The sequence below is a fragment of the Corynebacterium sp. TUM25020 genome (genome assembly GCF_056388495.1).
The window spans coordinates 131,716-154,748 of sequence record NZ_JBWJFG010000002.1; the positions used below are offsets into that span (position 1 = coordinate 131,716).

General features: G+C 60.3%; 18 protein-coding genes, 1 pseudogene and 1 riboswitch. Of the genes and pseudogenes, 11 read left to right on the forward strand and 8 right to left on the reverse strand.

The annotated features are described in order from the left end of the window. The first annotated feature begins 212 nt into the window (after nucleotides 1–212). Nucleotides 213–1,142 carry a carbon-nitrogen hydrolase family protein gene (locus AC05K6_RS03525; RefSeq protein WP_293790642.1) on the forward strand — a complete coding sequence of 310 codons (930 nt, stop codon included), beginning with the start codon at nucleotides 213–215 and terminating at the stop codon, nucleotides 1,140–1,142. Between the two features lie 4 nt (nucleotides 1,143–1,146). Here AC05K6_RS03525 and AC05K6_RS03530 read toward each other — a convergent pair whose 3' ends face one another. The 3 genes from AC05K6_RS03530 to AC05K6_RS03540 all read right to left on the reverse strand — a co-directional run bounded on the left by AC05K6_RS03530 (nucleotide 1,147) and on the right by AC05K6_RS03540 (nucleotide 4,763). Beyond that, a complete protein-coding gene (locus tag AC05K6_RS03530; RefSeq protein WP_476727785.1) occupies nucleotides 1,147–2,325 on the reverse strand; it encodes an FAD-binding oxidoreductase in 1,179 nt (392 codons plus the stop codon). 105 nt (nucleotides 2,326–2,430) lie between these two features. Further along, complete coding sequence (locus AC05K6_RS03535; RefSeq protein ID WP_476727786.1) at nucleotides 2,431–3,534, reverse strand: CaiB/BaiF CoA transferase family protein; 1,104 nt, start codon at nucleotides 3,532–3,534, stop codon at nucleotides 2,431–2,433. Nucleotides 3,535–3,596: 62 nt separating this feature from the next. Next, nucleotides 3,597–4,763, reverse strand: coding sequence for an acyl-CoA dehydrogenase family protein (locus AC05K6_RS03540; protein WP_476727787.1), 1,167 nt, complete (start codon nucleotides 4,761–4,763; stop codon nucleotides 3,597–3,599). Nucleotides 4,764–4,916: 153 nt separating this feature from the next. Here AC05K6_RS03540 and AC05K6_RS03545 point away from each other — a divergent pair, with 153 nt between their 5' ends. Then, nucleotides 4,917–5,690: an IclR family transcriptional regulator gene (locus AC05K6_RS03545; RefSeq protein ID WP_296212433.1), complete on the forward strand. Its 774-nt coding sequence runs from the start codon at nucleotides 4,917–4,919 to the stop codon at nucleotides 5,688–5,690. Here AC05K6_RS03545 and AC05K6_RS03550 read toward each other — a convergent pair. Genes AC05K6_RS03550 through AC05K6_RS03560 form a run of 3 tightly spaced genes read right to left on the reverse strand, consistent with a single transcriptional unit; the run spans nucleotide 5,687 to nucleotide 8,727 of the window. After that, nucleotides 5,687–6,973, reverse strand: coding sequence for a TRAP transporter large permease (locus tag AC05K6_RS03550; protein ID WP_476727788.1), 1,287 nt, complete (start codon nucleotides 6,971–6,973; stop codon nucleotides 5,687–5,689). The genes AC05K6_RS03545 and AC05K6_RS03550 overlap by 4 nt on opposite strands. 3 nt (nucleotides 6,974–6,976) lie before the next feature. Beyond that, entirely contained in the window at nucleotides 6,977–7,594 is a 618-nt protein-coding gene (locus AC05K6_RS03555) for a TRAP transporter small permease (RefSeq protein ID WP_476727789.1), read from the reverse strand. Then, nucleotides 7,591–8,727, reverse strand: a complete 1,137-nt coding sequence (locus tag AC05K6_RS03560) for a TRAP transporter substrate-binding protein (RefSeq protein WP_476727790.1) — start codon at nucleotides 8,725–8,727, stop codon at nucleotides 7,591–7,593. The genes AC05K6_RS03555 and AC05K6_RS03560 overlap by 4 nt, the downstream gene beginning before the upstream one ends. 259 nt (nucleotides 8,728–8,986) lie before the next feature. Between AC05K6_RS03560 and clpB the strand changes: the two genes are divergently transcribed. Both clpB and exaC read left to right on the forward strand, forming a co-directional pair. Beyond that, on the forward strand, nucleotides 8,987–11,575 hold the full coding sequence (clpB, locus tag AC05K6_RS03565; RefSeq protein WP_476727889.1) for an ATP-dependent chaperone ClpB: 2,589 nt from the start codon (nucleotides 8,987–8,989) through the stop codon (nucleotides 11,573–11,575). A 168-nt stretch (nucleotides 11,576–11,743) separates the two neighbouring features. Beyond that, on the forward strand, nucleotides 11,744–13,264 hold the full coding sequence (gene exaC / locus AC05K6_RS03570; protein WP_476727791.1) for an acetaldehyde dehydrogenase ExaC: 1,521 nt from the start codon (nucleotides 11,744–11,746) through the stop codon (nucleotides 13,262–13,264). 15 nt (nucleotides 13,265–13,279) lie between these two features. Here exaC and AC05K6_RS03575 read toward each other — a convergent pair whose 3' ends face one another. After that, nucleotides 13,280–13,642 carry a DUF4333 domain-containing protein gene (locus AC05K6_RS03575; RefSeq protein WP_476727792.1) on the reverse strand — a complete coding sequence of 121 codons (363 nt, stop codon included), beginning with the start codon at nucleotides 13,640–13,642 and terminating at the stop codon, nucleotides 13,280–13,282. A gap of 222 nt (nucleotides 13,643–13,864) precedes the next feature. Between AC05K6_RS03575 and AC05K6_RS03580 the strand changes: the two are divergent. The 4 genes and pseudogenes from AC05K6_RS03580 to AC05K6_RS03595 all read left to right on the forward strand — a co-directional run. After that, a pseudogene (locus AC05K6_RS03580) lies at nucleotides 13,865–15,037 on the forward strand (sodium/glutamate symporter); the annotation flags it as partial. 93 nt (nucleotides 15,038–15,130) lie between these two features. Next, entirely contained in the window at nucleotides 15,131–16,018 is an 888-nt protein-coding gene (locus tag AC05K6_RS03585) for a sulfurtransferase (protein ID WP_293790655.1), read from the forward strand. 11 nt (nucleotides 16,019–16,029) lie between these two features. After that, the gene (locus AC05K6_RS03590; protein ID WP_476727793.1) at nucleotides 16,030–16,617 is read left to right on the forward strand and encodes a PTS sugar transporter subunit IIA; all 588 of its coding nucleotides are present in this window, start codon (nucleotides 16,030–16,032) and stop codon (nucleotides 16,615–16,617) included. Nucleotides 16,618–16,632: 15 nt separating this feature from the next. Next, nucleotides 16,633–17,091, forward strand: coding sequence for a hypothetical protein (locus AC05K6_RS03595; protein WP_476727794.1), 459 nt, complete (start codon nucleotides 16,633–16,635; stop codon nucleotides 17,089–17,091). A gap of 14 nt (nucleotides 17,092–17,105) precedes the next feature. Here AC05K6_RS03595 and AC05K6_RS03600 read toward each other — a convergent pair whose 3' ends face one another. Continuing rightward, nucleotides 17,106–17,990 (reverse strand): SDR family oxidoreductase, encoded by an 885-nt coding sequence (locus AC05K6_RS03600; protein WP_476727795.1) that lies wholly within the window; start codon nucleotides 17,988–17,990, stop codon nucleotides 17,106–17,108. A gap of 227 nt (nucleotides 17,991–18,217) precedes the next feature. Then, nucleotides 18,218–18,327: riboswitch (glycine riboswitch) on the forward strand. A 50-nt stretch (nucleotides 18,328–18,377) separates the two neighbouring features. On the opposite strand from AC05K6_RS03600, the gene gcvP reads away from it, so the two are divergent. The 3 genes from gcvP (at nucleotide 18,378) to gcvH (ending at nucleotide 23,012) form a co-directional block, all read left to right on the forward strand. Next, the gene (gene gcvP, locus AC05K6_RS03605) at nucleotides 18,378–21,317 is read left to right on the forward strand and encodes an aminomethyl-transferring glycine dehydrogenase (protein WP_476727796.1); all 2,940 of its coding nucleotides are present in this window, start codon (nucleotides 18,378–18,380) and stop codon (nucleotides 21,315–21,317) included. A gap of 53 nt (nucleotides 21,318–21,370) precedes the next feature. Further along, nucleotides 21,371–22,540, forward strand: coding sequence for a glycine cleavage system aminomethyltransferase GcvT (gcvT, locus tag AC05K6_RS03610; RefSeq protein ID WP_476727797.1), 1,170 nt, complete (start codon nucleotides 21,371–21,373; stop codon nucleotides 22,538–22,540). 88 nt (nucleotides 22,541–22,628) lie between these two features. Beyond that, a complete protein-coding gene (gene gcvH / locus AC05K6_RS03615; RefSeq protein WP_293790661.1) occupies nucleotides 22,629–23,012 on the forward strand; it encodes a glycine cleavage system protein GcvH in 384 nt (127 codons plus the stop codon). The last annotated feature ends 21 nt before the right edge of the window (nucleotides 23,013–23,033 follow it).

Sequence of the window (23,033 nt, forward strand, 5' to 3'; positions counted from 1 at the left end):
TTAGAAACCCCATTGCCGAATATTGCATGCAAACCCCCTGTGCTCTACGCATCTTTAGAACGTGCTTTTGAAAAGGGAGTGTAGGGAGACCAAGGGGCGTCAATAAAGAGAAAACTTGGGAGCTTGTGGATAACTCAGTTTTATCCACAGGCCTTCGGTAAGCGGAAGGCAAAAGAGCGCACGATGTCGGCAGAATCGCTAGGGTGGTCTGTATGCGTATCGCTGTCATCCAGATGAAGGCCGAACCGGATGTGGAAGCTAACCTGGCTCGCGTCCTGAAGTACATTGCGTCCGGTGCGGCAAATGGTGCTGACCTGGTCGTTTTCCCGGAAGCGGCTATGTTCCCCTTCGATAGCGGACGGCTGGATACAGTCGCCCAACCGCTGGATGGGCCCTTCGCCCAGGCGGTGATCGATACGGCCAAGAAGCACGGGACGACCGCCGTTGTCGGCATGTTCACCCCGGCGGATACCGTTTATCGCACTCCGAGTGGGAAGCTGGTAACTGAGCAGCCCAGCGACTCCCCGGAGGCCAATCAGTTCCGCCGCGTGCACAATACCCTGCTGGTCGCGGGACCGGATTATGTGACGCACTATGACAAGATTCACACCTACGATGCCTTCGGCTACCGAGAGTCGGACACCGTCAAGCCCGGGGAGCGTCGCGTGGTTATTGACGTCGGCGGCGTGGGTGTGGGGCTGGCTACCTGCTATGACATCCGCTTCCCAGGGCACTTTGTGGCCATGGCAGCCGCGGGCGCCAAGGTGATGATTGTGCCCTCTAGCTGGGCGGACGGTCCTGGGAAGCTGGAGCAGTGGCGCGAGCTTACGGCAGCCCGTGCGCTGGATTCGACTAGCTACCTGATCGCCGCGGGAATGGCGCGTCCTGGTTCACCGGAGCGTTACGGCACTGCGGACGGTCCTACCGGCATCGGCCACTCTGTGGCCATCGGCCCGAACGGCGCCCGGCTAGCGGAGACTGGCTATGCCGCACAGGTGCTGACCATCGATATTGACCCGAATTACGTGGACAAGGTTCGCAAGTCTCTCCCGGTCCTCGATGGCCACCGCATCGATCGCGAACTCGGCGTAGGGGTCGATCTGATCGGTGAGGTTGAAGAGCAAAGAGAAATAGTGCAGTAATGCACTAGCTGTGCGGTACGTCGAAGCGCAGCTGCTCTCGGTTCGCGCCCGCACGCAGGAAAGCCTCCACAGTGTGCTGCTTCATGTCTGGGTTTCCCGTGATCAGCACTTCGGCATCTCGCCATGCGCCCTGTTCGGCAGCCACCTCGCCTACTAGGCCACGTGCAGTGAAAGCATCGAACTCTTCCGCCGCCGGCTCGTCGTTCTGCACCACCAGGTACACGTCTAGCCAGTCGAAAGCCTCCTCAATGGCCACCAGGCTCTTCCACTCATAGAGCTCGTCCGGGTTCTGTGCCCCGAAGAAGAGCTGCACCTTGGGAGGCCGCTCCTCGGATTGAACCAGATCCAATAGAATCGCCCGCACCGGAGCCAAACCCGTGGAGCCCGCCACCATCACCACCGGCTTTTCCCCCGAAATCTGCAGATCCCCATAAGGGTTAGCCAGCACCCACTGCTCGCCGACTTGGGTGCCCTCCACGATTGCACGGGAAAACGGTCCGACCGCGCGTACGTGAAACTCCACCAATCCGTCCTCATTAAAAGGGATAGCGGGGGACAGCGCACGCCACAGCTCGGGGGTGTGCGGAGTGCGCACCTCCACATGTTGACCCGACCAATACGGCAACGGCGGATCGACCTGTGTGCGGACCACCGCGACGGCGTCACAGGGATGAAGAACCTCGAGTACCTTCGCGGCAGAGGTGGCGGGCAGCTCGGCTTCCTCATCCTCGATTGCGCCATACGCAAGCAGGCTACACCCCAGGTTGATCGTGTCACTGAGCTTTTTGGTGACGCCGATATGCTCGCCGATGGCCTCCACTAACGCGGACTCTAGCGCGGCATAATGCTCCGACCCCATGCCGAACTTGCGGAAATCCTTGCCCATCGCCACCAGGAATTCCCCCTGGGCAGAGGCGAACTCGCCGCCATGGGTGATGCCGCGGAGAACGAAGCGGATGGTGCGATCCAGATATACCTCATCCAGATCCAAAGTCTGGGAGAAATCCGGGGAGGGATTGGTGTACTCAGTGCCAGCGACGTGCGGAAAGTGCACAGGTCGGGGTCTCAGATCCATGGAATTCAGCTTCGCACGGGTGAGCTGAGTCAGATCGTGGCGGTGTTCCTCAATGAGCGCGAGCAACTCAGCGAAGGTGTATTCGTCTTGTGAAGAGTGGCGTGCCACGGACTCGAAGTCTCCTTGCTCTCCAGGGGCGGGTTGAGGCAACCGGGTGAGGGGCCGGCTGGTTGCCCTCATTGTCTCACCTGAACCTGTGAATGGGAACTTCCCCTATTGGAACGCCTGATTGCCCAGCTGTTGAGGTGCTGTGTGGTACTCGACGGGGGTCTCTGAGAAGTTGATCGGGTTACGCACGCTACGCATGCCCTCGACCTCCACGATCGGGTCCAGCCCGAGGGATTCGGCGAACTCAAAGGCCTGTTTGATGTTATTTACCGGGCCTGCGGGGACTCCAGCGGCGCGCAGCTTCTCAAACCATTCCTGCGCACTGCCTTGAGCCAATGCCTGCTCGATGATTGCGGCCAATTCGGCGCGGTGAGCGACTCGGTCGCTGTTGGTGGCGAAGCGGGCGTCATCAATATATTCCTCAATCCCCAGCACCCGGCAGGTTCGGTGGTATAGCGAGTCATTGCCGGCGGCGATGGCGAGGTCGCCCTCCTGGGTCTTAAACACCTGGTAGGGGGCGATGGAGGGATGGGTATTGCCCATGGCCTTACCAATGACGCCCGCACCGACGAACGCGCTGGCCTGGTTGGCTAGGGAGGAAAGCAGAGTGTGCAGCAGGTTGATCTCGATGTGCTGGCCCTTGCCGGAGGAGGTGCGGGAATGTAGCGCCGCGAGGATGCCCATGCCCATGTGCAGTCCGGTAAGTACATCGACGAGTGCTACGCCGACCTTCACGGGGTGGTCCTTTTCGCCATTGATAGACATGAGGCCGCCGACGGCCTGCACCATCAGGTCGTAGCCGCCGATGTCTGCGCCCTTGCCGGAGCCGAAGCCGGAGAGGGAGGCGTAGATCAGGCCTTCGTTGTGCTGGCGGAGTGTTTCATAATCCAATCCCATGCGCTGCATCGTGCCGGGGCGGAAGTTCTCCACCAGAATGTCGGCTTCTTCGGCGATGCGGCGGGCCTGCTGGCGGCCCTCATCGGTGGAGAGATCGATCTCCACCGACTTCTTATTGCGATTCACACCCGCGAAATAGGTGGACATGCCCTGGGTGTTGACGGGTGGTGCCCACGAGCGAGTGTCGTCGCCGATGCCGGGGCGCTCGATCTTGATGACCTGTGCGCCCATGTCCGCCAGCATCATGGTTGCGTAGGGGCCGGCGAGGACGCGGGAGAAATCGGCCACGACGATACCTTCAAGGGGGCCCATTTGTGCCTTTCTGGTTGGGGAGGGGGATTGGGTGGATTGGGTAGGGAGTGGGCTGCGGGGGTTTAGCGGAATGCGCCCTTGCCGGTGAGAGCCTGGCCGATGATCAGCTGGTGCATCTCTGCGGTGCCCTCGTAGGTCAGCACGGATTCCAGGTTGTTGGCGTGGCGCAGCGGCGAATACTCCAGGGTGATGCCGGAAGCGCCCAGTAGGGTGCGGCACTCGCGGGCGATCTCCAAGGCCACGCGGGTGGAGTTCAGCTTGCCGACGGAAACCTGGTGCGGGGCGAGTTCGCCCTTATCCTTTAGTCGGCCGAGCTGCAGGGCTAACAGGACGGACTTGTTGAGTTCGACGGACATGTTGGCCAGCTTCGCCTGGGTGAGCTGGTAACTGGAGAGGGACTTGCCGAATACCTCGCGGGTCTCGGTGTACTCAATGGCAGTTTCCAGGCTGTCGCGGGCGGCACCCAGGGCGCCCCAAATGATGCCGTAGCGAGCCTCGTTGAGGCAGGTCAGCGGGCCGCGGAGAGTGTCGATCTTCGGTAGGCGCTGGGAATCCGGTACGCGGCAGTTGTCCAGCACGATCTCGCCGGTGATGGAGGCGCGCAGCGAGAGCTTCTTGTGGATTTCCGGGGCGGTGAAGCCCTCCATTCCCTTTTCCAGGATGAAACCTGCGAAGCCGTCCTCGGTGCGAGCCCACACAACGGCCACGTCGGCGACGGGGGAGTTGGTGATCCACATCTTGGTGCCGTTGAGGACCCACTCGTCGCCGTCGCGGGTTGCGCGCATCTTCATGGACGCCGGGTCGGATCCGGCGTCGGGCTCCGTCAAGCCGAAGCAGCCCAGGTACTCACCGGCGGCCATCTTCGGCAGGTACTTTTCCTTCTGTTCCTCGGAACCCCAGTGGTGGATGGCGAACATAGCCAGGGAGCCCTGGACGGAGACGAAGGAACGCAGGCCGGAATCGACAGCCTCGACTTCCATGCAGGCCAGGCCGTAGGCGACGGCGGAGGCGCCGGGGCACTCGTAGCCTTCCAGGTGCATGCCCAGCGCGCCGAGCTGTCCGAACTGCGGGCCGAGTTCCTTGGCGGGCAGGGTGCCGTTGTCGAACCACTCCTGCACGTTGGGCTTGAGAGATTTGTTGGCGAAGTCCGCCATGGCTTCTTGCAGCATGCGTTCTTCATCGGAGAGCAGGCTGTTGAAGGAGGTGAGGTCGAGCGGGGAGGAAGTCATGCCAGTCAGTTCCTTACGTATATAGGTAGTTATATACTGATTTGCGTACCAATGAGTGTAGGGGAAGTTGTTTCGTTCCGAAAGGCTTTTGTGAAAATTTCCTCTACTATCGTCCTGAGCAGCCCTGCCGCCCCAAGCCGAAAGGAACCCCCAATGCCCGACGCGCCCCACCCCGAGTCCGCGCCGCGGTTCCCCTTTCCCGTCGACCAGCAGCCCGGTAGATCCCATCACCGCACCGTCGACCGGATCGCGGACATCCTGGAGTTCGTGGCCCGCAACCCGCAGCCGCGCGGGCTCACGGACATTTCCAAGGCCATCGGCGCCCCGGTAAGTTCCACTCAATCCCTGGTGAATGGCCTGGTCGCGGCCGGATACCTAGAGGAACGGGATAAAGCCTTCCGCCTGGGGTTGGCTCCGTACCTGCTGAGCACCCTCGCCGGTAGCCGCCCCGTGGATCAGGTCACCCACGAGATGCTGGAAGACGTGGTGGAAGAGACGGGCTATATCGCCGTGTTGGCGTCATTGGTAGGCGACAATGTCTACTACCTCGACTACGCGCTGTCGGATCCTGAGTTTGAGTATCTGGCGCAGAATCGTTTGCAGCGCCCGCCGCTCGAGACATCGGCGGGGTGGGCGATCCTCTCCGGGCTGGGGCACGAGCAAGTGTGGGGGATTCTGGCTGCTTCCGAGAGTTCGCAGGAGACCATCAATAAGTTCCAGCGCTGGTACCCAGACATGCGCGCGACCGGCGAATGCGTGGCCCCCGGCGTGGCCTTGAACGGCGCGGATGGTGTGGCCGTGCGGGTCGAGAGTCAGGGAGTGGCGGTGGCCTCGGTGTCCGTCATTGCCTCGACCGAGCAGATCGCGCGCGATGCGGAGCGGATTATTGAGGTCTTAAGGCGCCACAGTGCCCGCTGGAACCGTTAAGCGGCTAACTCCGGCACCCACAGCACCAGCTGGGGCCACAGCAGGAAAGCCAGGGCGATAACCAGCATGATCACGACATAGGGGAATGCTCCCTTGAACACGATCATCGGGTTTATGCGCACGGCCTTCGAGACCACGAACACGTTCAGACCCATGGGCGGGGTGACCATGCCGGTCTCGGCCAGCAGCACGATGAAGATACCAAACCAGACTGGATCGTAGCCCAGTGATTCGACAATGGGCAGAGTAACCGGCACGGTTAGGGCGATGATGGCGATTTGATCCATGAAGAAGCCCAGGATCAGGTACACTGCGCCGATCAGAGCCATGATCACCAGCGGGTGCAGGGAGGACTCGCCGATGGCGCTGACCAGCTTCGGGGTGACGCGCGTTTCGGTGAGGAAGTGGCCCAGCACGTGCGCGGACATGATGATGGCAAAGATCATGCCGGTGGTCTTCACAGTTTCCAGCACAGTTTCGCCGAACTTCTTGGTATCCCAGCGGCCCTTCGCGATCACTAGGATCAGCGCGGCCAGCACGCCCAGGGCGGCGGCCTCTGTGGGCGTGGCGATGCCGGTGAAGATGGAGCCGACCACCGCCAGGAAGATCAGCAGCAGTGGGGAAGACTTCAGCAACTGCATGCCCTTTTCCTTGAAAGGAACCGGCTCGCCCTGCGGGGCACGGGAGCGGTCCTTCAGGAAGCCGATGTACATCACCAGTACCAGGTCCATGGCCACTACCAGGCCGGGGAAGAAGCCCGCGACCAGCACGTCGCCCACGGGAGCCTCCGCGGTGATTGCGTAGAAGACCAAAATGATCGAGGGTGGGATCATGGCTGCCAGCGTGCCGACCACTGCCACCAAGCCCGTACCTGTGCCCTTGTGGTAGCCCTCATCGATCATGCGGGTAGAGGACGTCTGCGCCAGCGTGGCGGCCGCGGCGGTGGAGGAGCCGGAGACGGCTGCGAATGCGGTGCCTGCGCCGACGGAGGCGATGGCGGTACCACCGGGGATACGGCCAACGAGCGCCTTGGCGGCGTCAAAAACAGAACTAAGGAGCCCAGACATCAACATCAACTGCGCCATCAGGATAAACAGTGGCACGGCGGATAGAGAGTTTGACCGCACGGCGGCGAACGGCGAGGTTTCCATCGTGGCGATGGCCAGTTCGATACCACCGAGAGCAATGAGGCCTACCGTGGCCGCACCGAAAATGGCGAAGCTAACGGGTACACGAAGAACAATCAGCGCGACCAACAGCACAATGATTGAGAGCGCAAGCATGGTCTATACCTCTTCCTCGCCGGGTTCGTAGTCGGTGTAGGGGCGATCCCATGGGGTGATGAGCTCCCGGAGAAAATCCAGCGCCGCCACAAAGGCGCACAGTGCGGCTGCAATTGGCACGATCACGCGGTAAGTCCAGTCGGGAGTGGCGAGATCGGCCATGCCTGGAAGGGTGGCGTGGTGCAGGGTAAACACCATGTAGGTCTGGTTCCACCCACCGATGAAGACGAACACCATGGAAATAACCACAGCCAGATGAATAAGCAGCAGGATGGTCTTTTGCACTCGGAGCGGGAGTTTGTTGAAGAGCGACTCTACGGCGATATGGGTGCCGGTTCGATAGGTGGTGACCAGCCCAAAGAAGGCAGTAATGGGGAGTAGATAGCGCTCCGTGACGGAGATATTCCAGCCGAGGGGAGAACTGAAGAACTCGCGCGCAATGACTTCAGCGAGGGTGACGAGCGCCAGCCCCAAAATCGCCGCGCCCGCGATCCAGGCACACACCGCGGAGATGGTGTTTTGTACCTTGTCGAAGCCCGGGTGATCCTGGGTTTGGTAGCCGTATTTGCTGCGTTCGGCGGTGCCGTGATGGCCGGGGTGGACCAAGTTGCTACTGGTCATGACTGCTCCTTCCCTTCATCTGTTGCCTCTTTCGTCTCTGCGCGATGTGCATGGCGCTTGAGGGCGGCTTTGAAGTCATCCACGACCCGTTGAGCTGGGTGACCCTTGGATTCGGCAACCTCGATCCACTTGTCCAAAACTGGTTGCGAAATGTTCTGCCATTCCTTGGCGTTTTGGCCTTCGGTGACGTCGTAGAACTGCACGCCGGCATCTTTCATCTTCTGCACCGACTTTTCACGGGCGGAATTGAGTTCCTTGCAGACAGACTGTTGTGATTTATCGGCCGCATCGGTCAGCACTTTCTTCTGCTGATCGTTCAGGCGGTTCCAGGTATCTAGGTTGATGCCATAGAAGAAGGTGAAGTTGCCCTGTTGGGCTCCGTACGTGCTGGCGTGTATGACGTCTTCCAACCCGTAGGGGGTAATCGAGATCGGGCTGGCGAGTGTGCCTTCTACTGTGCCGCGCGACATTGCTTCATACATGTCGCCAATGGGCATGCTTACACCTGCTGCGTCGATCTCATCAATCACGCGGTCTAGTGCGCCGCCCGTGGAGCGCAGTACCGCGCCGTGGAAGTTGGCGGGGTGAGATGGGTCTTTGCCGCCGGTCATCGCTTCGTAGCCGGGGATCGAACCTGTCCACAGCGGCATGAACTTCATGGGTTCGAGTTCTTCTTTATAAAGGACGCCCCCCGGCTTCACTAGATCGCGAAGTGCATAGGCGGTCACGCATGCATCGGAGCTAAAACCCGGAAGGTCGCCCACGCTGCTGAGAGGAAAGCTGGAGCTGACATAGGAAGGGGAGATGACTGCCAGGTCGACCACGCCACTGCGGAGCACGGAGGGGATGTCTGCTTGTTTGCCCATTTGCCCTGAGGAGAAGTACTCGATGTCTACTGACTGGTCTTTTTCGACCTGATCGAGAAAAGGTTGAGTGCCACCTTTGCCGACAGGGTGAGTGATTGAGTAGCTGTCCGCCATCTTCAACTTGGCGGTGCTGCCTGGACCATAAGGTTCAGCGGAGGAGTCCGAACAGGCGGTAAGCGCGCCGGGAAGCGCCAGTGCCAAAGCTGTAGCAGCTATGGCGGAGGCTACTTGGCGGGCGGGTGCTTTCTTCTTGTGGAGTCTGAGCATGATCCCTTCACCCCTTTTACGGATATATGTAGAGGTTTTCCGATTTGGATAACCTTCATCTAACCCAATGGAGCGCGAGGAAACGATAGCTTTCGTATAGAAAACTAGACCGGGGGTGAATTTGTGGGGTAAATCACACTCATATACGTAAATTGAGCGGAATAGACTCAAGCTTGTGGTGGTTGAGTGAGGTGTACTCAAGTAAAGTCGGGAGCGTGTAAGCGCGACCTGAATGAAGCCGCAGGAGGTAGATGTAGAAATGTCGAGCTTCAACCCCACCACCATGACCCAGTCTGCAATGCAGGCTGCACTTCAGGATGCCTCCGCCAAGGGCAACCCAGACATCCGACCAGCGCACCTGCTTGTTGCGCTGCTGGAGCAGGATAATTCCATTGCCCTGCCCGTATTGCAGGCTGCAGGTGTACAGCCGCAGACCATCGCAGCCAAGGCTAAGAACCTGGTAGCTGGATACCCGCAGGCATCCGGTAGCGAGATGGCAAACCCGCAGTTCAACCGTGATGCCCTGAACGCACTGACCGCCGCTCAGGAACTGGCGGAGCAGCTGGGAGACACCTATGTCTCCACCGAGGTGCTGCTGGCCGGTATCGCCAAGGGTGATTCCGACGCCGCAAAAGCGATGCACGAGGCGGGCGCGACCTTCGAGGCCATCCGTGGCGCCTTTGAATCTGTGCGCGGTAACCGAAAGGTCACCACTGAAGAGCCGGAGGGGCAGTTCCAAGCATTGGAAAAGTACTCCACCGACCTCACAGCACGCGCCCGCGAGGGCAAGATCGACCCGGTCATCGGACGTGACCAGGAGATCCGGCGAGTTGTCCAGGTACTTTCCCGTCGCACGAAAAATAACCCGGTGCTCATTGGTGAGCCCGGCGTCGGTAAGACCGCAATCGTAGAGGGGCTGGCCCGCCGCATCGTAGCTGGTGACGTCCCGGAGTCCCTGCGCGGCAAGAAGCTGATCAGTCTGGACCTGGGCTCTATGGTTGCCGGTGCAAAATACCGTGGCGAGTTTGAGGAGCGCCTGAAGGCTGTCCTGGATGAGATCAAGGAGGCCGAGGGTGAGGTCATCACGTTCATTGACGAGCTGCACACCATCGTCGGTGCTGGCGCCGGCGGTGATTCCGCCATGGACGCGGGCAATATGATCAAGCCCCTGTTGGCCCGAGGTGAGCTGCGACTCGTCGGCGCGACCACCCTGGACGAGTACCGCAAGTACATCGAAAAGGATGCCGCGCTGGAGCGTCGTTTCCAGCAGGTATACGTTGGTGAGCCGAGCGCGGAGGACACCATCGGTATCCTGCGTGGCCTGAAGGAGCGCTACGAGGTGCACCACGGCGTACGCATCCAGGACTCCGCGCTGGTGGCGGCGGCAACCCTGTCGGATCGCTACATCACCAGCCGCTTCCTTCCGGATAAGGCTATCGACCTGGTCGACGAAGCCGCATCCCGCCTGCGCATGGAAATCGACTCACGCCCAGAGGAGATCGACAACGTAGAGCGTGTGGTTCGCCGCCTGGAAATTGAAGAGATGGCACTAGCCAAGGAAACGGACGCTGCTTCCAAGGATCGCCTGGAGCGCCTGCGCAGCGAGCTGGCCGATGAAAAGGAAAAGCTCGCTGGGCTGACCGCCCGTTGGGAAAACGAAAAGGGCAGTATCGATAACCTCCGCGAGCTGAAGGAGGAGCTGGATAACCTGCGTCGCGAATCCGAGATCGCCGAGCGGGAAGGCGACTTCGCCAAGGTTGCTGAGCTGCGTTACGGACACATTCCGGACGTGGAGAAGAAGCTGGCCGAAGCGGAGAAGGTTGTGGCTGAGCAGCAGGAAGGCATGATGCTGACCGAGGAAGTCACCCCCGACACCATCGCCGATGTCGTCTCCGCTTGGACTGGCGTGCCCGCCGGCAAGATGCTGCAGGGTGAGACCGAGAAACTGCTGAACATGGAGCGTGTCCTGGGCAGCCGTGTGGTCGGCCAGAACAGCGCCGTCGATGCGGTCTCCGATGCAGTGCGCCGTGCACGCGCCGGGGTGGCTGACCCGAATCGTCCGACGGGCTCCTTCCTCTTCCTGGGGCCGACAGGCGTGGGTAAGACGGAGCTGGCGAAGGCTCTGGCTGACTTCCTCTTCGATGACGAGACCGCCATGGTGCGCATCGATATGTCGGAGTATGGCGAGAAGCACTCCGTCGCTCGCCTTGTCGGTGCTCCTCCGGGATACGTCGGCTACGACGCAGGTGGCCAGCTAACTGAAGCGGTGCGGCGTCGCCCGTACACGGTGGTGCTGTTCGATGAGGTAGAGAAGGCTCACCCGGATGTTTTCGATGTGCTGCTGCAGGTGCTGGACGAAGGTCGCCTGACCGACGGTCAGGGGCGGACTGTGGACTTCCGCAACACCATCCTGATCCTGACCTCTAACCTTGGTGCTGGCGGTACCGACGACGAGGTCATGGAGGCGGTGAAGCGCGCCTTCAAGCCGGAGTTCATCAACCGACTAGATGACGTGCTGATCTTCGAGCCACTGTCTTCCGAGCAGCTGAAGTCCATCGTGTCTATCCAGGTGCGCGCTCTGGCGGATCGCCTTGCGGCCCGTCGTTTGACCTTGGATGTTACTGATGACGCCCAGTCGTGGCTGGCCGAGCACGGCTACGATCCCGCCTATGGCGCACGGCCGCTACGCCGACTGATTCAAAAGTCGATCGGTGACCAGTTGGCTAAGAAGCTACTGGCTGGGGACGTGCGCGACGGCGATACGGTGCGCGTGGACGTTGATCGCGGTGGCGACGAGGCTGCAGGTCTGGTCATCACCTCCCTCGGAGCCGATGATGGTGAGGTCTAAAGGCTGGTGACGGTCGGGGGCCGTCGGCGACATACATATAAAAACAGCATGGTCGTGAAAAGTGGCGAGCGTCACTATATTGGCTGACAAAAGTTTCCCACTCCGAGTATTTGGGGTGGAGCTTTTGCAGTTTCAATATTCCATCTCGTTACCGCAAGGAGCACGCTCATGACCGTCTATACTGATCCCGGCACCGAAGGAAGCCTCGTCAAATTCAAAGAGCGCTACGACAACTTCATCGGTGGCCAGTGGGTACCACCCGTCGATGGCGAATACATGGACAACGTCACGCCCATCAACGGTGAGGTGTTCTGCCAGGTTCCACGCTCGAAAACGGCTGACATCGAGAAGGCCATCGACGCCGCAGAAAAAGCTCAGCCCAGTTGGGGCGCGACCTCTGTGCAGGATCGCGCCGCCGTGCTGCTGAAGATTGCTGATCGCCTTGAAGAGAACCTGGAGATGATGGCCGTCGCCGAGACCTGGGACAACGGTAAGGCGGTACGCGAAACTCTCGCAGCTGATCTTCCGTTGGCTGTCGACCACTTCCGCTACTACGCTGGTGCCCTCCGTGCCCAGGAAGATCGCACATCTCAGATCAGCGAAGACCTCATCGCCTACCACTTCAACGAGCCACTGGGTGTGGTGGGGCAGATCATCCCGTGGAACTTCCCACTGTTGATGGCGGCGTGGAAGCTCGCCCCAGCTCTGGCTGCCGGCAATGCCATCGTGCTGAAGCCCGCCGAGCAGACCCCCGCCAGCATCCTGCTGTTCGCGGAGCTTATCCAGGACATTATCCCGGAGGGTGTGCTGAACATCGTCAACGGGCTGGGTACTGAAGCAGGCGCCGCGCTGACCGCTTCCGACCGCATCGACAAGATCGCGTTCACCGGCTCCACGGAAGTCGGCAAAATCATCAACAAGGCCGTGGCGGAAAAGCTCATCCCGGTCACCCTGGAACTCGGCGGGAAGTCCCCGTCAGTGTTCTTTAGCGACATCATGGATCACGACGACAAGTTCCGCGCTAAGTGCGTGGAAGGCCTGGCCATGTTCGCACTCAACCAGGGCGAGATTTGCACCTGCCCGTCCCGCGCGCTGGTGCAGGAGGATATTGCCGAAGAGTTCCTGGAACTAGCCATTGAGCGAGTGAAGTCCATCAATGTCGGAAATCCCCTGGACACGGATGTGATGATGGGCGCGCAGGCTTCCCAGGAGCAAATGGATAAGATCACCGGATACCTGCAGGCCGGCCCCGAAGAAGGCGCGCAGGTGCTATGCGGTGGCGGCATTAATGAGATCTCGGGTCGCAGCGGTGGCTTTTATATCGAACCCACCATCTTCAAGGGCACTAATGACATGCGCCTTTTCCAAGAAGAGATCTTTGGACCCGTGCTGGCAGTCGCTACGTTCAAGGACTTTGACGAGGCTATGCATATCGCCAACGACACAGAATACGGTCTGGGCGCAGGTGTGTGGTCGCGTAATGGAACCACTGCTTACAAGGCTGGTCGCGCGATTCAATCGGGCCGAGTGTGGGTGAATAACTACCACAATTACCCAGCTCACGCGGCTTTCGGTGGCTATAAGAAGTCCGGCCTGGGGCGCGAGACTCACCTGATGATGCTCGCGCACTACCAGCAGACCAAGAACCTGCTGTGGTCTTACTCGGACGAGTCTTCTGGGCTGTTCTAGCGCTTCTGACTAGATTTAGTCCGGCTGATCGGCGACCTGAATGTCGTAATTGACCTTTTTGCCCTCGACGGAGGTAGCGGTGACGTCTACCGAGTAGGTGGCGCCGGAGTAAGTGAACTTGCATTCCAACTTGGCGCCTTCTTCGGCCTTAAGCCCATCGGGGCATTCGGTGCTCTCGGGGGCCTTTCCGGCTTTGTCCTTTACGAGCTTAGAGATCTCTTTCTCAACGTCCTCCTTGGCTACCTTGTCTTCCCCTCCAAAGCCGTAGTTGAAGGAGCAGGCGCTAAGGCCGGTGATAGCCAACGTGCCAGCAAGGAGAGCAGCGCTGATGCGTTTGGCCAAGTTGGTGAAGCGGGCGGGAGCGTGAGCGATGGTCATGGGGAGGGATCTCCTTCTCTTCTCGACAGTTAGTGGCTCGTGGTGTGAAATGCCATGCAACGGCGAATTGTTCCTCTGACCACAAAGAAATGCACAGCCTTAACTTACCGAACACTCAGCCTGTTCTCTGGCGTACGAGCGAGGTGGATGTGCGGGCGTCGATAAGAAGGTGCGATAGACTTCCAGCAACGTTGAAGAGAAGAGAAACAGTGAAGAGGAGCCCTCGGCGATTATTCCACACTATTAATTGCCGTGGTGTTCGCCTCGATGCCGTACAGTATGTCCTTCGCGTCGAACGATGCGTCGAAAGCGAAGAACATGTGGGGCTTTTCCACCTCTATGTTCCTCGGTCAGTGGGGCCTATTCATCCTGCTAGGCATCTTCATTTTCGGTCCGCTCTTCGACACCCCGGAGTGGTTCGGCATGATGCTGCCCGTCGGCTTCGTAGGTGGATTCGGAACTGCTGCGGCCGTCGGTGGCGCGTTTGGGGATCATGGTGCGGACGCCGCCATGTCCTTGGGCTTTACCTCCGCCACCATCGGCACACTGGCCGCCATCATTGGTGGAATCATCTTCGCGAACTGGGGCATCCGAACAGGTCGCACATCCACGTTGCCGGAGAAACTGCCATGGGAACTGCGTTCGGGTCACATTGAAGACGAGGAAAAACAGCCCTCGATCGGCCGAGCCACCACAAACCCATCCTCGATCGAGCCGCTCGCCCTGCATGCGGGCTTCATTGCAGTGACCGTCATGTTTGCCTACATCGGTCAGCAGATCATCGGGCACTTCTTCCCGGATGTTTCCGTACCGCTGTTTGCCCTGGCCTTCGTGGTCGGTATCGGAGGCAAGGTCTTCCTCCATGTGATTCGACGCCCGAAGTACCTGGACCAGCAAACCGTGAAGTCCATTTCCGGAGCGTCGACGGACTTTATGATCGCCTTCGGCATTGCCTCAATTAAGCCGGACGCGGTGGCTAACTACCTAGTGCCCCTGCTGATTCTGTTCGCGCTGGGCATTGCCTACTGCTGCCTGTTCTTCTTCGTTTTCGCTCCACTGTTCTTCGGCGATCAGTGGCTAGAACGCGGCATCTTTGGTTGGGGTTGGGCAACCGCGGCAGTGGCTACAGGTATTGCACTGCTAAAGATCGTGGATCCGGATCTGAAGTCCGGCACCATGAACGAATATGGCATTGCCTACGTGGGCTTCGCTCCCTTCGAAATCGGCATGAATATTGTGGCGCCCATAGCCGTGATAGCCGGACTCGCTTGGGGTATTGGGGGGATTGCGACGGTGGCAGCGATTGCGATCATCGGTTTTGCGGCGGTGCGAGGTTGGTTCCCGGAAAGAACAGGAAGGCGTCCCGGCAAAACTGCCGCGGTGGCACAAGAGTAAGGCGCATAAACAATAGGGCACCGGAGTAACGGAGCGCCACTGTAGCCACACGTATGCAGCATCGGCGTACGCGGGGTTCTAGACTTGGCAACTATGAGCAACCCTATTGCCCAACAGCTGCCCGCTAGCCCCTTCGTCACCGGCGAGGAAATGCTAGAAGCATTCAAACGGGGTGAGCGTATGACCGTGATCGACTCGCACTGGGCGCGCACCGAAAACAGCGCCTGGGAGGCCTATGTAGGCCAGCACATTCCCGGCGCCATGTTCTGTAACCCCCTGGTGCACCTGGCCTCCATCCCTGCCCGCCATGTCGGACGTAACCCTTTGCCCGCCCCCGAGGAGCTGCAGAAGAGCTTTAACGATTGGGGTATTACGGATGGTCGCCCTGTATACATTTATGACGCCGGCGCCAACCTCTATGCAGCTCGCGCCTGGTTCGTTTTCCGTTGGGCAGGTGTGCAGAACGTCCGCATCCTCGACGGCGGCACAGGCGCGTGGGAGGCGGCGGGCGGAGACGTCGCAGGCGGAATCGGTGCATTGCGCGGCCGCGGTACCACTGAGGTTCGTGCGGGTAGCATGCCCACCCTTGAACTCGACGAGGTGAATGAGTGGCGCGAGAATCACATCCTGGTGGATGCGCGCGAGAATTCTCGCTTCACTGGCAAGAAGGAACGCTTCGACCACCAGGCCGGTCGCATTCCGGGAGCCATCAACATTCCGGTTAAGGAACTATTCCAGAACCGTAGCGAGCGCGACAGCAGCGCCAGCGGCAAGGTGCGATCCCCGGAGGAGATCCGGCAGATCCTTGCCAACCATGGTGTGACCAGTGGTGAGGACGTGTGTGTTTACTCCGGATCCGGGCTGCACTCCTCGCTGTTTATTGCCGCAATGGAGTACGCGGGACTGCCAGGGGCCAAAAACTTCGTAGGAGGTTGGTCTCAATGGTCCGCTTCCTCCTCGCGACCCATCGCACGCGGTTAGACTCTGGAGGTATGGATCCCCGTTTCGCACAGGATCCCCGTAGGCCCGGCCTGCAACAGGAGCTGCTAGTTCAGTATCCCGTTGTGACCCCGCTGGCGGGGACCGCCGTTAGCCTCAATTCCGTTCCCGACCCCGTGCTGGCCACTGGCACCATCGGCGCAGGTATAGCCGTAATCCCCGACGCAGGCGTGGAGGTTGTACAAGCGCTCGCACCCATTGGCGGGATGATGAAGCGCGTGGCGCCGAACATGTATGTCATTCAAGCCCAGTCATTGCCAGCCACCCTCCGCCCGGATTCTGGTACCCATGCCGTAGACGGCCGCCATGCGGAAATGCTGGCCGACCAGCCATGCATCTTTATGCAGCTCGGCGTGGATACCGGTCGCCTTGGTGGGCAAGGCTTCGACGTACATGTCCAGGAAGGCGACATAGTACGACAGGGAACACCCCTATGCACTTACACTCCCCGGGAGCTGGGCCGGATGGGATTCGACCCGGTAGTGATGGTGTTGGGGCTGCAGATGGGGGCGTCGGAAATAAAGATAGACGTGATGTCGGGCGAGCCCGTGATGGGCGGCGACAACCTGTTTTGGGTGTAGGGGTGTCTGCGGGCGATGGTACGTAAATTTCTGAGCATGGTCGCGACGCTGGGGATGCTCCTGGCGCTGTCCGGTGCGGTGGATATCTTCACCCCGCAACAGGTTCAGAAGATCGCCGGTGTTTTCTTTGTCGTGCTGATTGGGGTGCAGGTATGGCCGCTTCTGGCCACCATGCGCAATAGCTACGGGCACCGACGGCACCCTGTGAATCGCTTATACGTTGTGCTGGCGACCGTCGGGCTGATCGGAACGTTGCTGCTGATGTTCGTCTTCTATCTCCACTCGACCATCTGGTTGATCACGTTGGCCGGGGCGCTGATGATCACGGGAATTGTGGGAGCGGGCATTTTGGCGTTGTTCGCCGCACCCTGGGATGACTGGTCTACTCGTCGCGGTCGCGATTTCGACGATGAGTTCTTTGGCTGGGAGGAGGAGCCGGTCGAGGACGTCTGGGACACCAGCTTTAGAACCTAGCACAGCTAAGAGTCTTAGAGTCCGTGCTTGCGATTGATGAGCCAATGCATAGCCGCTGTCGGCAGCACGCGGGAAAGGGGGAGCACCACCGGCGCCATCGACCCCGTCGCATACAGCGGCTGAGGGCGAGCCGTGGTGATGGGCTTGAGGATCTCCATGGCCACGCGCTCCGCCGAAATGCCATTGGCTTCGTTGTTATCCAGGTTCTTTAGCATGGTGGAGAACTCGGCGCCGTAGGGACCATTAAGATCCACGTACTTGGTGCGCCGCGTGGAAAGCCCCGTGTTGATCGACCCAGGCTCGACCACGGAAATGCCCACACCAAATGGCCTGACTTCGCGCCGGGCGGCGAAAGCAAAGCCTTTGATGGCGGCTTTCGACGCGACATAGCTGCTGCGGTAGGCCAATGGAAATGAGCCCAGCATCGAGCCGACCATCACGATGCGCCCTGCTCCGTTACGTCGCATTTCCGGCAGGATTTTCTGGGTGACGCCCACTTGTCCCAGCACGTTGATCTCAAATAAACGGTGCAGGGCATCATAGGGGAGCTCTTCCAAGGGGCCGGATTGGCTTTCGCCAGCGTTGTTGACGAGCACAGTGGGGGAGCCGTAGCTCAGGGCAGAAGAGGTGAACTCGTCGATGCTGGCAGGGTCAGCCAGGTCGAGGGGGAGGTAATCGACCCCATCGACAGGGTCAGTGATGGTGTCGGGGTTTCGACTGGTACCGATGATGTGGGTTGGGGCGTAAGTGGTCGTGGAGGTTGTAGCAGCTCTGGATTTAAGCTCTGCGAGGGCGGCGACGGTGGCGCGTCCAATGCCCGAGGAAGCGCCAGTGACGATTGCGACTCCGCCGTTAACGGCGGGAAGAGCGTGGGGGAGGAAGCTAGGAAGTTTTGCCATGCGTAACATTTTGGCGGTTCAAGCGGGGGCACGGAGCCAGAATGAGATTTTCCCCATTGCTGGGATTCTTTAGTGATCCGACCCACGCCCGCTATGATGTGGGGGAAAACTGCATATGTTTTTGCCGCTTTTAGCTGTGGTGGGAGAGGCTCGGCGCTTGAACCGCGTCGGCCGCCGACGGAGCAATTCCTCCCCGGGACACTCTCAGGCCCCAAGAACCGTCGCAGTGAGGCAACTCTGGAAAGACCTGCGCGCAGTCGTGTGCACGCGGGCGCCGAAGGAGAAAAGCCGGGTTGCCCGGGTGAAGCTCTCAGGTACAAGCGACAGAGTGGGGAGGGCTCCTTTTTACGACCGTGCACTTACGACCGGAAAGTCCCTGAAAAAGCAATGTCTACTGCTACTCGCCGTAACTCTGCCCCCTTCGTTCAGCGTCATATCGGCCCGAACCAGGCTGATACCAAGGAGATCCTGGACTACCTGGGCTATGAATCCACCGCCGCTCTGGCCGATGATGCCCTGCCGAAGTCCATCCGCCAGGCCGGCCCGATCGGTCTGCCGGAGCCCTTGGACGAGACTGATACCCTCGCCGCCCTGCGTGCATTCGCCGATAAGAACGTGCAGAAGCAGCAGCTGATCGGAAATGGCTACTACGACACAATCACCCCGGCCGTTATCCGCCGCAACGTGGTGGAGAACCCGGGCTGGTACACCGCCTACACCCCGTATCAGCCGGAGATTTCCCAGGGTCGCCTGGAAGCTCTGCTGAACTTCCAAACGATGGTGCAGGATCTGACCGGCCTGCCGGTCGCCGGTGCTTCCCTGCTAGATGAGGCCACCGCCGTGGCTGAGGCCGTGCAGTTGATGGCACGCGGCAACGCAAAGGCCTTTAAGAAGGGCGGCGTGGTGCTGCTGGATTCTGCCCTGCACCAGCAGTCCATCACCGTCACCCTGGCTCGTGCCGAGGCTGCGGGCATTCCGGTGGAGGTGGCAGATCTGGCTGATGATGTCGCTTTCGAGGACTACGAGAACCTGGTAGGCGTCGTACTTTCCAACCCCGGCTCCACGGGGAGCGTGCGCGACTTGTCCGGTGTGATTGGTGCAGCAAAGTCCGCCGGTGCCCTGGTAACGGTCGCCTGCGACCTACTGGCTCAGGTACTGCTTTCCTCTCCCGGCTCCCAGGGTGCAGATATCGCCGTCGGTTCGGCTCAGCGTTTCGGCGTGCCGCTGTTCTTCGGTGGCCCCCACGCAGGCTTCATCTCCTGCACCGAGAACCTGCAGCGCAAGCTGCCGGGCCGCATTGTGGGTGTATCCGTGGACGCTGAGGGCACCCCGGCTTATCGTCTAGCTCTGCAGACCCGCGAGCAGCACATTCGCCGTGATAAGGCCACCAGTAACATCTGTACCGCCCAGGCTCTGCTGGCTGTCGTCGCCGGTTTCTACGCGGTCTGGCACGGCCCGGCTGGCTTGCGCGCAATCGCGGAGGGCATCCACGCTCGTGCGACCGCCCTGGCACTTGGCCTGTCCGAGGCTGGCCTGACCTTGGCGCACGATACCTTCTTCGACACTGTCACCGTTGATGTGTCTGGTTCCTCTCTGGGTGACGCCCCCACGGCTCTGCGCGCCGCAGCAGAGGCAGGCTACAACCTGCGCCAGGTCAATGATTCCTTTGTCGGCATCTCGGTGGGCGAGTCCACCACGGATGAGGACATTGCCAAGCTGATCGAGGTGCTGGGTTCCCGCACCGGCGACGTCACCTCCGCGGGCTTCGACGTTACCGCCGGGCCACTGGGGCAGGCCGGCGTGCTGCGCGCGGCTGACGAGGAGATCCTGACCCACCCGATTTTCACCTCCATTGACTCCGAGACTCAGATGATGCGCTACATGCGCAAGCTCGCCGATCGCGACCTGGCGCTGGATCGCACCATGATCCCGCTGGGCTCTTGCACCATGAAGCTGAACGCAGCGGTCTCGATGGAGCCCATCACCTGGCCGGGCTTTGCGGGCATTCACCCGCAGGTTCCGACGGAGCAGGCACAGGGCTGGATTGAGCTGATCGAGGATCTGGAAGAGCGCTTGGCGAAGATCACTGGTTATGCCAAGGTTTCCGTTCAGCCAAACGCCGGCTCCCAGGGTGAGTTCGCAGGTCTGCTGGCTATCCACCGCTACCACCAGTCCCGTGGCGACGACCAGCGTGACATTGTGTTGATCCCGGCTTCCGCACACGGCACGAACGCCGCCTCCGCAGCCCTGGCGGGTCTGAAGGTGGTTGCTGTGAAGAACGCCGAGGACGGCTCTATCGACGTCCCGGATCTGGAGGCCAAGCTGGAGAAGTATGGCGAGCAGACCGCCGCCATCATGCTGACCTACCCCTCCACCCACGGTGTGTTCGAGGAGCAGGTGCGCGACGTGTGCCAGAAGGTCCACGAAGCTGGCGGCCAGGTGTACGTCGATGGTGCCAACTTGAACGCCCTAGTGGGTCTGGCCCAGCCGGGCGAGTTCGGCGGCGACGTATCCCACCTGAACCTGCACAAGACCTTCACCATCCCGCACGGCGGCGGTGGCCCGGGCGTTGGCCCGGTCTGTGTAGCGGAGCACCTGATTCCGTTCCTGCCCGCCGACCCGAACGCCGACGTCCTGGACGGGGATGCCGCCCTGCAAACTGGTCAGCCGGTTTCGGGTGCCCTGTACGGTTCCGCAGGCGTGCTGCCGATCACCTGGTCCTACATTGCTCTGATGGGTGACGAGGGACTGACCGAGGCTTCCCGCATGGCGCTGGTCAACGCTAACTACGTTTCCCGAAAGCTGGAGGAGTACTACCCGACGCTGTACAAGGGCGATACCGGCCTGGTCGCCCACGAATGCATCCTGGACTTGCGCGAGCTGACGAAGGCCTCCGGCATTACCGCGGAGGATGTCTCCAAGCGTCTGATGGACTTCGGATTCCACGCACCGACCTTGGCCTTCCCCGTGGCCGGCACCCTGATGGTGGAGCCCACCGAGTCGGAAGATAAGGAGGAGCTGGACCGCTTCATCGAGGCCATGGTCACCATTTACGACGAGATCCAGGAGATCATCGACGGAAAGGTGACCGCCGAGCAGTCCGTTCTGCGCCATGCGCCGTTTACCGCTTATTCTGTTGTGCGGGACGACTTCGAGGAAGCTGTATCCGGTGGACACTTCAGCCGCGCTAAGGCCGCATACCCAGTGGCCAGCCTGCGGCACACCAAGTACTTCACGCCCGTGCGTCGTATCGACAATGCTTATGGCGACCGCAATCTCGTGTGCACCTGCCCGCCCTTGGAAGACTTCGCAATCAACGAAGACTAAGGATCGTTGGGGCCTAGGGGCGTCATAAAAAACGAGAAGAAGGAGAATAAGATATGACCGAACTAAAGAAGACCGCGCTGTACCAAGTACACAAGAAGCTGGACGCTCGCTTCACCGTTTTCGGCGGCTGGGATATGCCGCTGAAGTACAGCAGCGAACTTGATGAGCACCACGCAGTGCGTAAGTCCGTGGGCGTATTCGATCTTTCCCACATGGGCGAGGTACGCGTGACTGGACCGCAGGCGGCGGAGTACCTGGATCACGCGCTAATCTCCAAGCTGTCCGCGGTGAAGATCGGCAAGGCGAAGTACTCGATGATCTGTACCGAATCCGGTGGCATTATCGACGATCTGATTAGCTACCGCCTGGGAGATAATGAGTTTCTGATCGTGCCGAATGCAGGCAATGTAGATAACGTAGTTTCCGCACTTCAGAGCCGTACCGAAGGTTTCAATGTAGAGGTTGAAAACGAGTCGGAGAAGACCTCCATGGTCGCCGTACAGGGGCCGAAGGCCGCGCAGGCGATGCTGGAAATCGTAGACAACGTGGTGGAAGCTCCTGAAGCATCCGGTGCGGGCGAGACCGTGGCAGAGGCCATCGAGGGGCTGGGCTACTACGCGGCATTCCAGGGGATTGCCGCAGGCCAGCCGGTACTGGTTGCGCGCACTGGTTACACCGGCGAGGACGGCTTTGAGCTGATCGTGGACAACGATGGCGCGGAGGCTGTGTGGACGAAGGCTATGGACGTGGCCGGGCAGCTGGGCGGCCTGCCATGCGGCCTGGCGTGCCGCGACACTCTGCGCTTGGAGGCGGGCATGCCTCTGTACGGCCACGAGCTGTCGCTGAAGCTGACGCCGGTTGATGCAGGGCTGGGTATTCTTGCTGCGACGAAGTCCAAGGATTCTTTCGTTGGTCGCGACGCCATCGTTTCCGCTAAGGACAAGGGCACCCAGCAGACCCTGATCGGTTTGGTGGGCGAAGGCCGCCGCGCTGCCCGCGAGGGATACGAGGTGTACGCAGCGGAAGGCGAGACCACGATTGGTTCCGTGACCTCCGGCGCGCTGTCGCCGACGCTGGGACACCCGGTGGCTATGGCGTATGTCTCGAAGGCTGCTGTGAATTCCGGTGCGGCTGCCGAGGGTGCAACTGTTGAGGTAGATATTCGTGGTAAGCGCTTCGAATACAAGGTTGTGGCGCTGCCGTTCTACTCCCGGGAAAAGTAACGAAAAAGGGTTGTCTGTCCGCTGGTGTATGGTTTGGGCAGATAACCACAAATAACCGCAAAAGTTTGAAAAAGAGAGGCTAAAAACAATGACTGCACTGCCAACTGATTTCCTGTACTCCGAGGAGCACGAGTGGGTTAACACCTCCGCCGTTGTGGAGGGCGAGACCGTGCGCGTGGGCATCACCCACATCGCCGCTGAGGCACTGGGCGACATCGTTTTCGTTGAACTGCCTGAAGTCGGTACTGAGGTTGAGGCTGGCGAGGCTTTCGGCGAGGTCGAGTCCACCAAGTCCGTATCTGATATTTACGCTCCCGTTTCCGGCGAGGTTGTAGCTATCAACGAGGAGCTGGAGGATAACGCTGGCCTGATCAACGAGGATCCCTACGGCGAGGGCTGGCTGTACGAGGTAAAGGTCACCGAGTCCGGTGATCTGATGGACGCTGAAGCTTACCAGGCGGCTAACGAGTAAGTCAGCTCTTAGTACTCAGTA

Excerpts from the sequence above, each read along its gene's own strand:
- AC05K6_RS03540 (WP_476727787.1), bottom strand. The coding sequence starts at position 4,763 with ATGACTTCCTCCCCGCTCGACCTCACCTCCTTCAACAGCCTGCTCTCC.
- AC05K6_RS03535 (WP_476727786.1), bottom strand. The coding sequence starts at position 3,534 with ATGGGCCCCCTTGAAGGTATCGTCGTGGCCGATTTCTCCCGCGTCCTC.
- AC05K6_RS03600 (WP_476727795.1), bottom strand. The coding sequence starts at position 17,990 with ATGGCAAAACTTCCTAGCTTCCTCCCCCACGCTCTTCCCGCCGTTAAC.
- clpB (WP_476727889.1), top strand. The coding sequence starts at position 8,987 with ATGTCGAGCTTCAACCCCACCACCATGACCCAGTCTGCAATGCAGGCT.
- gcvT (WP_476727797.1), top strand. The coding sequence starts at position 21,371 with ATGACCGAACTAAAGAAGACCGCGCTGTACCAAGTACACAAGAAGCTG.
- AC05K6_RS03590 (WP_476727793.1), top strand. The coding sequence starts at position 16,030 with ATGGATCCCCGTTTCGCACAGGATCCCCGTAGGCCCGGCCTGCAACAG.
- exaC (WP_476727791.1), top strand. The coding sequence starts at position 11,744 with ATGACCGTCTATACTGATCCCGGCACCGAAGGAAGCCTCGTCAAATTC.
- AC05K6_RS03545 (WP_296212433.1), top strand. The coding sequence starts at position 4,917 with ATGCCCGACGCGCCCCACCCCGAGTCCGCGCCGCGGTTCCCCTTTCCC.
- AC05K6_RS03560 (WP_476727790.1), bottom strand. The coding sequence starts at position 8,727 with ATGCTCAGACTCCACAAGAAGAAAGCACCCGCCCGCCAAGTAGCCTCC.
- AC05K6_RS03585 (WP_293790655.1), top strand. The coding sequence starts at position 15,131 with ATGAGCAACCCTATTGCCCAACAGCTGCCCGCTAGCCCCTTCGTCACC.
- AC05K6_RS03550 (WP_476727788.1), bottom strand. The coding sequence starts at position 6,973 with ATGCTTGCGCTCTCAATCATTGTGCTGTTGGTCGCGCTGATTGTTCTT.
- gcvP (WP_476727796.1), top strand. The coding sequence starts at position 18,378 with ATGTCTACTGCTACTCGCCGTAACTCTGCCCCCTTCGTTCAGCGTCAT.
- AC05K6_RS03575 (WP_476727792.1), bottom strand. The coding sequence starts at position 13,642 with ATGACCATCGCTCACGCTCCCGCCCGCTTCACCAACTTGGCCAAACGC.
- AC05K6_RS03555 (WP_476727789.1), bottom strand. The coding sequence starts at position 7,594 with ATGACCAGTAGCAACTTGGTCCACCCCGGCCATCACGGCACCGCCGAA.
- AC05K6_RS03595 (WP_476727794.1), top strand. The coding sequence starts at position 16,633 with ATGGTACGTAAATTTCTGAGCATGGTCGCGACGCTGGGGATGCTCCTG.
- AC05K6_RS03525 (WP_293790642.1), top strand. The coding sequence starts at position 213 with ATGCGTATCGCTGTCATCCAGATGAAGGCCGAACCGGATGTGGAAGCT.
- gcvH (WP_293790661.1), top strand. The coding sequence starts at position 22,629 with ATGACTGCACTGCCAACTGATTTCCTGTACTCCGAGGAGCACGAGTGG.